The organism is Serratia liquefaciens ATCC 27592, assembly GCF_000422085.1.
GTDB classification, from domain to species: Bacteria; Pseudomonadota; Gammaproteobacteria; order Enterobacterales; family Enterobacteriaceae; genus Serratia; species Serratia liquefaciens.
In genome coordinates, this window is record NC_021741.1 from 1,544,678 (window position 1) to 1,558,243 (window position 13,566).

Sequence of the window (13,566 nt, forward strand, 5' to 3'; positions counted from 1 at the left end):
CAGTTTTTGTGAGTGTAATACTGCTGCATGATACTGGCAACTTTCTTTTAACAGTATGGATAACTCTACATGGCCTTAAGAATTGCCCTGAGCGGTTTTATCGCGTTGATCGTTGCCATGGGGATTGGCCGCTTCGCCTTTACCCCGCAGGTGCCGCTGATGATTGCTGAGCATCAGTTTACTCTGACCGGCGCCGGATTGGTGGCGGCCATCAACTATCTGGGCTACCTGTGCGGCGCTTACGATGCCATGCGTGCCAGCCGACACGTGGAACGTCGGCTGTGGTTGGGCGTGTGGGGGGCGGTGATCTTGACGCTGCTTTCCGCCTGGGTACAGGGGGAGTGGTGGCACGGTGCGGTGCGTTTCTTCATCGGGTGGGCTAGCGGTTGGTCGATGGTACTGGTGGCGGCCTGGACCAACGAACGGTTGGCACACTATGGCCGACCGGCGCTCAGCGCGGCGGTGTTTGCCGGCCCGGGAGCCGGAATTTTTATCAGCGGCATGCTGGCGGTGGGGATCCACAGTCTGGCGTTGACCGCGTCACAGGCCTGGCTGGTCTACGGCGTACTGGCGCTGGTATTGATTGGCGCGATCAGCATTAATCTGCCGAAGACCGGCGAATTGCATCGTCCTGACGTGGCGCCTGAGCCATTGTTGTTGACCCCGGCGCTGAAACGTCTGGTGTGGAGCTACAGTCTCGCAGGCTTTGGTTATATTCTGCCGGCCACTTTTTTGTCGCAAATGGCCGCGGCGCGCTTTCCCGGCAGCCTGTTCGCGCAATTTGTCTGGCCGATCTTTGGTGGGGCGGCGGTGCTGGGGATTGTCATCGGTATTCTGACCCGTCACCGGCTGACTACTCAAACCCGGCTGGCTATCACCCTGTGGGTACAGGCATTGGGGGTGTTAAGCGCGGAAATCGTACCGGGAGTTGCCGGCTTGGCACTGGGCGCGTTGCTGACCGGTGGCGGCTTCCTCAGCGTGGTGCAGCTGTCGATTCAGCATGGCCGTGAGTTGGCACCCAACCATGCCCGTTATATGGCGGGACTGCTGACCACCGGTTATGCGATTGGCCAACTGGTTGGTCCGACGCTGTCGGCGTTGTCTACCGCATTGACTCACCGACTGGAACCGGCATTGTACGTGGCCGTGGCGGCGCTGATTGTGGCCGGTCTGCTGGTGGTCAATACGTCGGCGCGCGAGCTGGCGCGAAAACCGATGGCGCAGTGATTAAATTCCGTACAAAAAAAGTGGAATAGCCGCAGCTGGCCTGATTGTGCTAAATGCGAATATTTCACCTGCGGATGAAACACAATCACTGGATAATCCCCTCGCTCTCATCTAGAGTGGGGGCAAAATCTTGACTGGGTTCACGTTATCAACTGCGGAAACGTCTGTCGTCAGGAGAGTATGCAATTCATCCCTCTGCTCGGTAAAACAGCCGGATGGGTGAGTTCAAGTCCGTTGGAGAGAAGAAATGACATCATCATTAAGTAAAGAAGCTGCATTGGTTCACGCGGCGCTCGAAGAGCGCGGTCTGGAAACTCCGTTGCGCGGCGAAGTGCTGGATCGCGAAACGCGTAAACGTCGTATTAAAGAGCACATGACCGAAATCATGCAGCTGCTTAATCTCGATCTGTCCGACGACAGCCTGGCGGAAACCCCGCACCGCATCGCCAAAATGTATGTCGATGAGATTTTCTCCGGCCTGGACTACGCCAACTTCCCAAAAATCACCGTCATTGAAAATAAGATGAAGGTGGATGAAATGGTGACGGTGCGTGATATCACCCTGACCAGCACCTGCGAACACCATTTCGTCACCATCGATGGCAAGGCGACCGTTGCCTACATTCCCAAGGATGCGGTGATTGGGCTGTCGAAAATCAACCGTATCGTGCAGTTCTTCTCCCAGCGCCCACAGGTGCAGGAGCGCTTAACTCAGCAGATCCTGGTGGCATTGCAAACCTTGCTGGGCACCAATAATGTGGCGGTATCAATTGATGCGGTCCATTATTGTGTTAAGGCGCGCGGTATCCGTGACGCGACCAGCGCCACCACCACGACCTCTCTGGGCGGGCTGTTCAAGTCCAGCCAGAACACCCGTCAGGAATTCCTGCGCGCGGTGCGCCATCACCAGTCGTGATGGGTCGCTAGAATGGTAACAGGCGCCTGCGGGCGCCTTTTTAATGAGCGGAATACAGCGATAAAATAATGAACACTAGCCCAACGGCTCCTTTGCCGCGCATCGCCACGCTGGACTGCGTGCGCGGTATCGCCATCCTTGGCATTTTGCTGCTGAATATCAGCGCCTTTGGCCTGCCGAAGGCGGCCTATCTCAATCCGGCCTATCTGGGCTTGCCTACAACGCGCGATGCCTGGACCTGGGCGCTGCTGGACATTTTCGCGCAGGCTAAATTCCTGGCGATGTTCGCCCTGTTGTTTGGCGCCGGGCTGCAGATGCTGCTGCGCCGCGGCAAAGGCTGGATACGTGCACGGCTGTCGTGGCTGGTGCTGTTTGGCCTGGGACATGCCATTTTCCTTTGGGACGGCGATATCCTGCTGGCCTATGGGCTGATCGGGTTGGTGTGCTGGCGGATGATCCGCGATGCGAAAGAAACCTATCAACTGTTGAAAACCGGCGTGGTGCTGTACCTGATTGGTGTCGGGGTGCTGTTGTTGTTGGGCTTCATTTCGCACGGTGAACCTGGCAGTTTCTGGCAACCCGGCGTGGCAGAGCTGCAGTATGAGAAGTTTTGGAAGCTGCAGGGCGGGATGGAAGCCTGGCGCAGCCGCACCGATCTTCTTTCCTCCAGCCTGCTGGCGATTGGCGCGCAATACGGTTGGGAGTTGGCGGGGCTGATGCTGTTCGGCGCCGGTTTAATGCGCAGTGGCTGGCTACGCGGCACTTATTCACCGGGTTACTACCGCCGGCAGGCAGCATGGCTGATACCGCTTTCATTGCTGATCCAACTGCCGGCCGTGGTGCTGCAATGGCATCTTCACTGGGACTACCGTTGGAGCGGTTTTTTATTGCAGGTGCCACGTGAGCTGGGGGCGCCCCTGCAGGCGATGGGCTATCTGGCGCTGTGCTACGGTTTTTGGCCGACGCTGTCGCGTTTGCGCATTGGGCACTGGTTGACGCAGGTCGGGCGCATGGCGCTGAGCAATTACCTGCTGCAAACGCTGATCTGTACCACGCTGTTTTATCGCTTTGGCCTGTATCAACAGTTTGACCGCCTGCAACTTTTGGCTTTCGTTCCGTTGGTCTGGCTGGCTAACCTGTTGTTTTCAAACCTGTGGCTGCGCTATTTCGAGCAGGGGCCGGTGGAGTGGCTGTGGCGCAAACTCACCGCCCTGGCTACCGGCAAGGTGGAGCCCAAGGTGGTGAATTGAGATCTGGCGCAGGTAGGTTAAAAAAATGTATGTAAACGTTTTCTTTCCTGTGACGTAATTCACGCAGAGGAGGATGACAAACGGGGTAGGATAGCGCCACTGTCAACTACCCCGACCTCAGGATCCTTCATGACCTCTGTTCACCCAACCACCATTCGCGACGTGGCGAAGCGTGCGGGCGTGTCTGTAGCGACAGTCTCCCGCGTGCTGAATCACAGCGCCTTGACCAGCAAAGAGACGCGCGAGCAGGTATTGAAGGCGGTGGCTGAACTGGGCTATCGACCCAATGCCAATGCGCAAGCCCTGGCCACCCAGAGCAGCGATACCCTTGGGGTGGTGGTGATGGACGTCTCCGATCCCTTCTTCGGCGCACTGGTGAAAGCGGTAGACACCGTGGCGCAACAACACCACAAATACCTGTTGATCGGTAACAGCTATCACCAGGCGGATAAAGAGCGCCACGCCATCGAGGTGCTGATTCGCCAACGCTGCAACGCCTTGATTGTTCATGCTAAAACTCTATGTGATGCCGAGCTGATCGCCTTTCTCGATCAGGTGCCGGGTATGGTGCTGATCAACAGAATCATACCCGGCTATGAACATCGCTGTGTCGGGCTCGATAACGTCAGCGGCGCAGAGATGGCGATGCGTTTGCTGCTGTCGCAGGGCCACCAGCGTATTGGTTATCTGGGCTCGAACCATCCAATCGAAGACGGGCCGCTGCGCCAGCAAGGCTACACGCAGGCGATGGCGGCGGCCGGGCTGGCAACGCCCGACAGCTGGCGCGCCTATGGTTCGCCAGATTTGCAGGGCGGGGAAGAGGCGATGATCGAACTGCTTGGCCGCAACCTGCATCTTAGTGCGGTATTCGCCTACAACGACGCCATGGCCGCCGGGGCGATGGCGGTGCTGAAAGAAAACGCTATCACAGTACCGCAAAACTTTTCGCTGGTTGGGTTCGACGACATCCCCATCGCTCGTTACACCAGCCCCAAGCTCACCACGGTGCGTTACCCGATTGTCACCATGGCGACGCTGGCCACCGAACTGGCCTTGCTGGGCGCGGCAGGCAAGCTGGAGCCGCAGGCCCGCCATTTGTTTATGCCGACCCTGGTCCGACGCCATTCTGTGGCCCCTTGGCAAAGTGAGGCGGCGGTCACTCTCTGAACATTTAATCTTGTGTAACCGTTTTCAATCTGTGAGAAAATTCACAGATTATTAACATCACGCCGTCTATGCTCTAGGCGTTTTCCAGCGTAAAGGCACTTGCCGCTGCTGTTTTAACTCACGCTGGCGCCACATTTTTCAGGAATAACATGATTCACGGATGACAGGGAAACTGCCAGGCCCGGTCGTGCTGACACCGCCGGTTGCCCTTGGCCTAATACCGAGCAAGACCCTACATAAACCGGAGACACACAATGAATAAGAAGGTTTTCACCCTGGCCGCGACGGCCGCAGCCATGATGTTTGGCGCCGCAGCTCACGCAGATACCCGTATTGGCGTCACGATTTATAAATATGACGACAACTTTATGTCGGTGGTGCGCAAGGCAATCGAGAAAGACGCCAAGGCCTCTCCGGATGTCACCCTGCTGATGAATGACTCGCAGAACGACCAATCCAAACAAAACGACCAGATCGACGTGCTGATCGCCAAGGGCGTAAAAGCGCTGGCGATTAACCTGGTGGATCCAGCGGCTGCCCCGGTGGTGATTGATAAGGCACGCGCAAACGATATCCCTATCGTGTTCTACAACAAAGAGCCTTCCCGCAAAGCGCTGGACAGCTATGACAAAGCCTATTACGTGGGCACCGACTCTAAAGAGTCCGGCGTGATCCAGGGCCAACTGATTGAGAAACACTGGAAGGCCAACCCGAACTGGGATTTGAATAAAGACGGCCAGATCCAGTACGTGTTGCTGAAAGGTGAACCGGGCCATCCGGATGCAGAAGCGCGTACCACTTACGTGGTGAAAACGCTGAATGACGACGGTATCAAAACTCAGCAACTGCAGATGGACACCGCGATGTGGGACACCGCACAGGCAAAAGACAAGATGGACGCCTGGCTGTCCGGCCCTAACGCCAACAAAATCGAAGTGGTTATCGCCAACAACGATGCCATGGCGATGGGGGCGGTAGAAGCGCTGAAAGCGCACAACAAATCCAGCATCCCGGTATTCGGTGTCGATGCCTTGCCAGAGGCTCTGGCGATGGTGAAATCCGGCGCAATGGCAGGGACGGTGCTGAACGATGCCGACAATCAGGCCAAAGCCACCTTCGAGCTGGCGAAAAACCTGGCGGCGGGCAAACCTGCTGCCGACGGCACCCAATATAAAATCGACAATAAAGTGGTGCGCATTCCTTACGTTGGCGTAGATAAGGACAATTTGTCCAAATTTGTTAAGTAAGTTCTGAATGGCCCCGCCTGCGGTGCGCTGCCCGGCGCCAACACCAGGAAAGCCGCCGGCGGGGTAATTTTTCTTAAAATCACAGCCCAGATCCGATGAGTTTCAAGCTGCAGCTAATTAGGCGGCGGTTTGGAAGGTGTCGGGTCACATAGCCAGGTGTATTTATGGCCGACAGCCCACGCGAATTTTTGCTGGAAATGACTGATATCAGTAAATCATTTCCCGGCGTCAAGGCATTGGATAATGTGAATCTGCGCGTTCGTCCGCACTCCATTCATGCATTAATGGGAGAGAACGGCGCGGGGAAATCGACATTATTAAAATGCCTGTTCGGCATTTATAAAAAGGATGCCGGCAGTATTATTTTTCAGGGCCAGGAAATAGATTTCAAAAGCTCTAAAGAGGCGCTGGAACACGGCGTGTCCATGGTGCATCAGGAATTAAACCTGGTCTTGCAGCGCACCGTGATGGACAACATGTGGTTGGGGCGCTACCCGACCAAGGGCATGTTTGTCGATCAGGACAAGATGCTGAAAGATACCCAGGCGATATTCGACGAGCTGGATATTGATATTAACCCGCGGGATAAAGTGGGCACGCTATCGGTATCGCAAATGCAGATGATTGAAATCGCCAAGGCTTTCTCCTATGACGCCAAGATTGTCATTATGGATGAGCCCACTTCATCGCTGACGGAAAAAGAGGTGAACCACCTGTTCACCATTATCCGCAAGCTGAAGGAACGCGGCTGCGGCATCGTCTATATCTCGCATAAGATGGAAGAGATCTTCCAGCTGTGCGACGAAATCACCATTCTGCGTGATGGCCAGTGGATCGCCACCCAGCCGCTGGAAGGGCTGGATATGGACAAGATCATCTCGATGATGGTGGGGCGTTCGCTCAGCCAGCGTTTCCCCGATCGACAGAATACGCCGGGCGAGGTGATCCTGGAGGTGAAGAACCTGACCTCCTTGCGCCAGCCTTCGATTCGCGACGTCTCTTTCGATCTGCATCAGGGCGAGATCCTCGGCATCGCCGGGCTGGTGGGGGCCAAACGTACCGACATCGTCGAAACCCTGTTTGGCATCCGCGAAAAAATTGCGGGTACCATCAAGCTGCACGGTAAAACCATCAACAACCACAGCGCCAATGAGGCGATAAACCACGGTTTCGCACTGGTCACCGAAGAACGTCGTTCCACCGGGATTTATGCCTATCTGGACGTGGGGTTCAACTCGCTGATCTCCAATATTCGCAACTACAAAAATAAAATCGGCCTGTTGGATAACGCACGCATGAAAAGCGATACCCAGTGGGTGATCGATGCCATGCGGGTCAAAACCCCGGGCCATCATACCCACATAGGTTCGCTGTCGGGCGGTAATCAGCAGAAGGTGATCATCGGCCGTTGGCTGCTGACTCAGCCGGAAATATTAATGCTGGATGAGCCGACGCGCGGCATTGACGTCGGCGCCAAATTCGAAATTTATCAGCTGATGACCGAACTGGCGAAGAAGGGCAAGGGGATCATTATTGTCTCGTCTGAAATGCCGGAGCTTTTGGGAATTACCGACAGAATACTGGTGATGAGTAATGGTCAGGTTGCGGGCATCGTTAACACCAAACAGACCTCGCAAAATGAAATTTTACGTCTCGCATCCCTGCACCTTTAAGGATCAGAATTATGAACGCGCTGAATAAAAAAACTTTGTTCACCTATTTCAAGGAAGGTGGCATTTACGTGGTGTTGCTGGTGCTGCTGGCAATTATTATTATCCAGGATCCGACCTTCCTCAGTCTAATGAACCTGAGCAATATCCTGACCCAGTCTTCGGTGCGCATCATTATTGCACTGGGCGTGGCGGGGCTGATTGTTACCCAGGGGACCGACCTGTCCGCCGGGCGCCAGGTTGGCCTGGCGGCGGTGATCGCGGCGACGTTGTTGCAGTCGATGGACAACGTGAACAAGGTATTTCCGCATATGGAAACCTGGTCGATCCCACTGGTGATCCTGCTGGTGTGCGCCGTGGGTGCGGTGATCGGTCTGGTGAACGGTTTGATCATCGCTTACCTCAATGTGACGCCGTTTATTACCACGCTGGGCACCATGATCATCGTTTACGGCATCAACTCGCTGTATTACGACTCCGTTGGCGCATCGCCAGTGGCGGGGTTTGATCCCAAGTTTTCCACCTTTGCCCAGGGGTTCCTGCGTTTTGGCGACTTTAAGCTGTCGTACATCACCTTCTACGCCATCATTGCGATTATTTTTGTCTGGATCCTGTGGAATAAAACCCGCTTCGGCAAAAATATTTTCGCCATCGGCGGAAACCCTGAGGCAGCCAAGGTTTCTGGCGTGAACGTGCCGTTGAACCTGATCATGATTTATGCGCTGTCCGGGGTGTTCTACGCCTTCGGTGGTTTACTGGAAGCGGGCCGTATCGGCAGCGCCACCAATAACCTGGGCTTTATGTATGAACTGGACGCCATTGCGGCGTGCGTGGTAGGCGGGGTGTCCTTTGCCGGCGGTGTCGGGACGGTGCTGGGGGTCGTGACCGGGGTCATCATCTTTACGGTTATCAACTACGGCCTGACCTACATTGGCGTTAACCCTTACTGGCAGTACATCATCAAGGGTGGCATCATTATCTTCGCCGTGGCGTTGGACTCCTTAAAATACGCCAAGAAAAAATAGTTGTGTCTCAGCTATGAAAACGGCCAGCAAATGCTGGCCGTTGCTGTTTCCAGGGCGGGATAAAGCTTATTTGGCCTTTTGTTTTTCCGCAGCCAGCTTGTGTTCCAGCTCAACCAATTGCTCTGGCGAAACTGCCGGGTAGCCTTGGGCATCTTCCGGTACGGTATGCATGGCGGAAATGGGGATCAGTGGCCCGAGGAAGCGCGGCTCGCGTTTTAGTATGTACAAATCGGTCAGTGCGCCAAGGCGGGCGAAGATCTCGCGTGCCCGTACCGTCATCATGTCTTTTGGCGAAGGAACTGCGTAGCACTGAGCCTGGATCCCCATATGCAGCGCGATAAACAGCGCGCGCTCGCAATGGAAGCGCTGGGTGATAATGATAAAGTCGTTGGTGTCGAACACTTTGCGGGTGCGTACGATAGAGTCAAGAGTACGGAAACCGGCATAATCCAGCACGATATCGCTGGGTGCTACGCCGGCGGCGATCAAATCGCGGCGCATGGTCATCGGCTCGTTGTAGCTTTGCTGGGCATTGTCGCCGCTCAGCAGCAGGTATTTCACTTTGCCGCTGTTATAGGCATTAATCGCGCCCTGAATGCGGTAGCGATAATATTGGTTGATCACGCCGGTGCGGTAATATTTGGCCGTGCCCAGTACCACGCCGACCTGGCGATGAGGCAGGCCTTGCAGTTCGTCATAGACGTAAGGCGCGGTTTTCCAACTGATCCAACGATCGAGCGCGAGAGCCGAAAGCATCAACAGCGCAGTGATGATGAACAGGCTGATTATCAGGCGTTTCCACATGTTATTGCCTTACGCGCACAGGGGCCAAAAAAGATGGCTCAAGGCTACTTTACCTGACAGGCCGACGCAAGCTTGACGCCCTATCAAGCAAGCATTGCACCGCATTTTTAGGCGGTTTGAGCATAAAAAAAGCCCGGCGAGCCGGGCCTGATGTTTAACTGTGCAAATCAGAATGAAGTGCGCTTATAGCTGCGGTATTGCGGGCGCCAGAAGTTGTGTTCGATGCCTTTCGACAGCGCTTCTTCTGAGGTGACCACAGCAACGCCTTGCAGCTGTGCCGCTTTACCCACTTCCATGGCAATGCACTTGGACACGCCCTGAATATCGTCGATATTCGGCAGCAGTGCGCCATGCCCATCAGTTGCCAGCGGCGAACAGTCGGCCAGCGCACGGCTGGCGGCCATCAGCATCGCGTCGGTGACGCGGGTGGCGCCGGAGGCCAGTACGCCCAATCCAATCCCCGGGAAGATATAGGAGTTGTTGCACTGGGCAATCGGGAATACCTGATCTTTGTAGCTCACCGGCGCAAACGGGCTGCCGGTTGCTACTAATGCAGCGCCTTCGGTCCAGTTAATGATGTCTTCCGGGCGGGCTTCCACGCGGGAGGTTGGGTTGGACAGCGGCATGACGATCGGGCGCGGGCAGTGCTTGTGCATTTCGCGGATCAGTTCTTCGGTAAACAGGCCTGGCTGGCCCGAAACGCCGATCAAAATGGTTGGCTTGGCATTACGCACCACGTCCAGCAGGGAAATGGCATCGCTTTCTGTCTGCCATGCAGTCAGATTCTCGCTCTTTTGCACCAGCTTGCTCTGGAAATCGAGCAGGTTAGGCAGTTTGTCGGTCAGCAGGCCGAAACGGTCGACCATAAAGACGCGCGCACGGGCTTCGTCTTCGCTCAGGCCTTCGGATTTCATCTGCGCGATAATTTGCTCGGCAATACCGCAACCTGCAGAGCCGGCACCCAGGAAGGTGACGGTCTGATCGCGCAGTTGGCTGCCGGCGGCGCGGCTGGCGGCGATCAGGCTGCCCAGCGTGACGGCTGCGGTGCCCTGAATGTCGTCGTTGAAGCAGCAGATTTCGTCACGGTAGCGGTTCAGCAGCGGGGTGGCGTTATTCTGCGCAAAATCTTCGAACTGCAGCAGCACGTTCGGCCAGCGGCGCTTGACTGCCTGGATAAACTCTTCAACAAAGGCGTGGTATTCGTCGCCTGAAATACGCGGGTGACGCCAGCCCATGTACAGCGGATCGTTCAGGCGCTGCGGGTTGTTGGTGCCGACGTCCAGCACCACCGGCAGGGTATACGCCGGGCTGATGCCGCCGCAGGCGGTGTACAGCGACAGTTTACCGATTGGAATGCCCATGCCGCCGATACCCTGGTCGCCCAGACCGAGAATGCGCTCACCGTCGGTGACAACGATCACCTTAACGTTTTGCTTGGTGGCGTTTTGCAGCATGTCGTCAATGCGGTCGCGGTTAGGGTAGGAGATAAACAGCCCACGCGCCCGGCGGTAAATATCGGAGAAGTGCTCACAGGCCTCACCCACCGTCGGCGTGTAGATGATCGGCATCATCTCGCTCAGGTGCGCTTCCAGCAGGCGATAGAACAGGGTTTCGTTGGTGTCCTGGATATTACGCAGATAAATGTGTTTATCGCTGTCGTTTTTGAAATCCTGGTACTGGCGGTAGGCACGTTCCGCCTGCTCTTCGATGGTTTCTACCGCTTCTGGCAGCAACCCGTGCAGGTTGAAATGGCTGCGTTCATCCTCGGTGAAAGCGCTGCCTTTATTGAGCAGCGGAAATTCCAGCAGAATAGGGCCGGCATAAGGGATGTAGAGAGGGCGTTTGCTTTCGTATTCAAGTTCCATGGCTTTTGCTCTTCAACGTATCGGATAACTTTATGGGCTAGATCCTAAAAGATCGGGGAAATATGTACAGCAATTGTTATCGGATCATGAGGTAAATTGGCGTAATTATCGACGATCAAGTCCTAATTTAACTAAAGAAAGTGTTTTAAGACGTGAATGCCATTGTAATCGGCTGGCGGGGCTGGTAACAGCGGTGCCGGGCAGCACCGCCGGGGGGCAGATTTAGAAAGTGATACGACTGACATTTTGGCAACCCAGCGCGGCCAACGTGGCGCGGGTGGCATCCCATTGGGTGAGGATGGCACTGTCGGGCTCGGCCAGCACCGCTCGAACCACTTTTTGGCAGTCGCCGCCGGAGACGTTCATCAGAATCAGCGCGGCCTGCAGCGGCGGCAGGCTGGGGTTGAAGGCTGCGTTTTCCGCATAGCGACCGCTATAAATCGTCCCGTCTTCGGCTTCCAGTGCGACGCCGCTGTGGGCATTGCTGTAGGGCGCGTGACTCTGATTGGCGGCAGCCAGCGCGGCCATCTCCAGTTCGTCGGTCAGCGTCAGTTGGAAACCATGATCGACGTGGTCCATCAGCAACGTGGCGATATTCAGGTCTTTCGGGCCGAAGGCATCCGGCAGATAGTCGCCCAGGGTGGCCGGTTCGCGACCGGGCAGACGAATTTTCAGCGTGGTACCACTGTTGAGTTCGTTCATAAACTGACGGCAGTGACCACAAGGCGTGTAATTAACGGTGATGGAGGCTAACGTTGATTCGCCGCGTAGCCAGGCATGAGTCACGGCACACTGCTCTGCATGAATGGTTTGTTGCATCGGCGCGCCGCTGAACTCCATGTTGGCGCCAAAATACAGGTTGCCGCTCTGCCCGCGAGCAATGGCGCCAACATAAAACTGCGAAATCGGCGCTAACGAGCAGGCCGCCGCCAGCGGCAGCAGAGCGAATGCCAGAGCATCATCATCCAGCCCGCAGCGCTGCTTGATAGCATCCACTTGTTCCGCCTTGAGCATGGCCGGAAAATCAGGCGCATCAAAATAAGGCAGCAGGGCGGATTGCAATGTGGCGGGCAGTTCAGCAAAAGCGGTTTGAAAACGCGGGTGCATAGAAACTCTCTCTACAGGTTAACGGGATAACATTCTAGGCAGCCCGGCGCGAATAAAGTGTGATGTAAATCTCTTTATTGATGAAATCAATGCAATGAAAACCATAAATGCGAGATGTATCGCAAGTTTTAGACCTTACGCAAACAGGTGCAACAGTACCGGAAACAGAAACGGCGCCAGCAGCGAGGTGATGATGCCGCAGATCACCAGGGCCAGTGAACCAAATGCCCCTTCCTGATAGTCCATTTCCGCACAGCGTGCCGTGCCGAGCGCATGTGACGCGGTCCCCATAGCCAACCCGCGTGCCGAGCGGGTTGTGATTTTCAATACTTTGAACAGCGTATGCCCGAAAACCGCGCCGAGAATACCGACGAAAATCACGCAAACGGCGCTGATTGCCGGAATGCCGCCGAGCGACTCTGCGACCGCCATGGCGATGGGCGTGGTGACCGATTTTGGCATGATGGAAGCGGCAATTTCCGGCGTAGCCCCCATCCATAAAGCGATGGCGCCGCCGCTGATCATCGCGGTGAGGCTGCCGATAAAGCAGACGGCGATAATGGACTTCCAGCGCGCGCGGATCTGATGCAGCTGTTCATACAGCGGATAAGCCAATGCCACTACGGCCGGTTGCAGCAAGTCATTGAGGATTTTACTGCCCTGAAAATAACGCTCATAAGGAATGCCGGTCAGCAACAGCAGGGGGATGATCACCGCCATCGACACCAGCAGTGGGTTCAGCAACGGCATGTTCAGCCATTGCGCCAGTTTGCGCGCTGCAAAATAGATGGCCAGCGTCAGCGGTAATGACCACCAGATTTCATGGATCATTTTTCGCCCTCCGCGGCATCAGGCTTGCCGATGATGGTGCGTTCCCGGTGGAAATAATGTGAGGTGTAGCCGACCACCACCAACACCATCAGGGTGCTGACGATGCAGGACACCACCAGCGGCCCCAGATGCTCGATAATTTGGTCATAGTATTTCATCACTCCCACGCCGATAGGCACGAACAACAGCACCATATAGCGGATCAGCAGGTGGCAACCGGGTTTGACCCATTTGGCCGGCAGAATTTGGGTGGAGAGCAGGGCGAACAGCAACAGCATGCCGATAATGCTGCCCGGAATGGCGATCGGCAGCAGAGCCGCGATGGCATTGCCGGCGAACAGACAAAGGTAGATAAGGACGAATGCCCTCAGGTATTTCCAGCACAGAGTGAGTAGCTTGGCCATAACTTAATCCCGTTTAACCGATGCATTCATCATACAATTAAACTGTGATCTTC

Annotated in this window: 12 protein-coding genes; 7 read left to right on the forward strand and 5 right to left on the reverse strand. The window is 55.7% G+C overall.

Annotated elements, in window-relative coordinates; genetic code table 11:
- The first annotated feature begins 69 nt into the window (after positions 1-69).
- The 7 genes from M495_RS07250 (at position 70) to mglC (ending at position 8,502) form a co-directional block, all read left to right on the forward strand.
- Positions 70-1,227 (forward strand): YbfB/YjiJ family MFS transporter, encoded by a 1,158-nt coding sequence (locus tag M495_RS07250; RefSeq protein ID WP_020825988.1) that lies wholly within the window; start codon positions 70-72, stop codon positions 1,225-1,227.
- A gap of 247 nt (positions 1,228-1,474) precedes the next feature.
- The gene (gene folE, locus M495_RS07255; protein WP_041414357.1) at positions 1,475-2,143 is read left to right on the forward strand and encodes a GTP cyclohydrolase I FolE; all 669 of its coding nucleotides are present in this window, start codon (positions 1,475-1,477) and stop codon (positions 2,141-2,143) included.
- A gap of 68 nt (positions 2,144-2,211) precedes the next feature.
- On the forward strand, positions 2,212-3,393 hold the full coding sequence (gene yeiB / locus M495_RS07260) for a DUF418 domain-containing protein YeiB (protein WP_020825990.1): 1,182 nt from the start codon (positions 2,212-2,214) through the stop codon (positions 3,391-3,393).
- A 129-nt stretch (positions 3,394-3,522) separates the two neighbouring features.
- Complete coding sequence (gene galS, locus M495_RS07265; RefSeq protein WP_020825991.1) at positions 3,523-4,560, forward strand: HTH-type transcriptional regulator GalS; 1,038 nt, start codon at positions 3,523-3,525, stop codon at positions 4,558-4,560.
- A 254-nt stretch (positions 4,561-4,814) separates the two neighbouring features.
- Positions 4,815-5,807 carry a galactose/glucose ABC transporter substrate-binding protein MglB gene (gene mglB, locus M495_RS07270; RefSeq protein ID WP_020825992.1) on the forward strand — a complete coding sequence of 331 codons (993 nt, stop codon included), beginning with the start codon at positions 4,815-4,817 and terminating at the stop codon, positions 5,805-5,807.
- Positions 5,808-5,971: 164 nt separating this feature from the next.
- Complete coding sequence (mglA, locus tag M495_RS07275; RefSeq protein ID WP_020825993.1) at positions 5,972-7,480, forward strand: galactose/methyl galactoside ABC transporter ATP-binding protein MglA; 1,509 nt, start codon at positions 5,972-5,974, stop codon at positions 7,478-7,480.
- 11 nt (positions 7,481-7,491) lie between these two features.
- Positions 7,492-8,502, forward strand: a complete 1,011-nt coding sequence (mglC, locus tag M495_RS07280) for a galactose/methyl galactoside ABC transporter permease MglC (RefSeq protein ID WP_012005998.1) — start codon at positions 7,492-7,494, stop codon at positions 8,500-8,502.
- Positions 8,503-8,568: 66 nt separating this feature from the next.
- Here the strand turns inward: mglC and sanA are convergent, their stop codons facing one another.
- The 5 genes from sanA to M495_RS07305 form a co-directional block, all read right to left on the reverse strand.
- Positions 8,569-9,306 (reverse strand): outer membrane permeability protein SanA, encoded by a 738-nt coding sequence (sanA, locus tag M495_RS07285; protein WP_020825994.1) that lies wholly within the window; start codon positions 9,304-9,306, stop codon positions 8,569-8,571.
- Between the two features lie 167 nt (positions 9,307-9,473).
- Entirely contained in the window at positions 9,474-11,171 is a 1,698-nt protein-coding gene (locus tag M495_RS07290; protein WP_020825995.1) for an NAD-dependent malic enzyme, read from the reverse strand.
- Positions 11,172-11,393: 222 nt separating this feature from the next.
- Positions 11,394-12,278 carry a cytidine deaminase gene (cdd, locus tag M495_RS07295; protein WP_020825996.1) on the reverse strand — a complete coding sequence of 295 codons (885 nt, stop codon included), beginning with the start codon at positions 12,276-12,278 and terminating at the stop codon, positions 11,394-11,396.
- A 135-nt stretch (positions 12,279-12,413) separates the two neighbouring features.
- Complete coding sequence (locus tag M495_RS07300; protein ID WP_020825997.1) at positions 12,414-13,109, reverse strand: CidB/LrgB family autolysis modulator; 696 nt, start codon at positions 13,107-13,109, stop codon at positions 12,414-12,416.
- The gene (locus M495_RS07305; protein ID WP_020825998.1) at positions 13,106-13,513 is read right to left on the reverse strand and encodes a CidA/LrgA family protein; all 408 of its coding nucleotides are present in this window, start codon (positions 13,511-13,513) and stop codon (positions 13,106-13,108) included. The genes M495_RS07300 and M495_RS07305 overlap by 4 nt, the downstream gene beginning before the upstream one ends.
- Between the last annotated feature and the right edge of the window lie 53 nt (positions 13,514-13,566).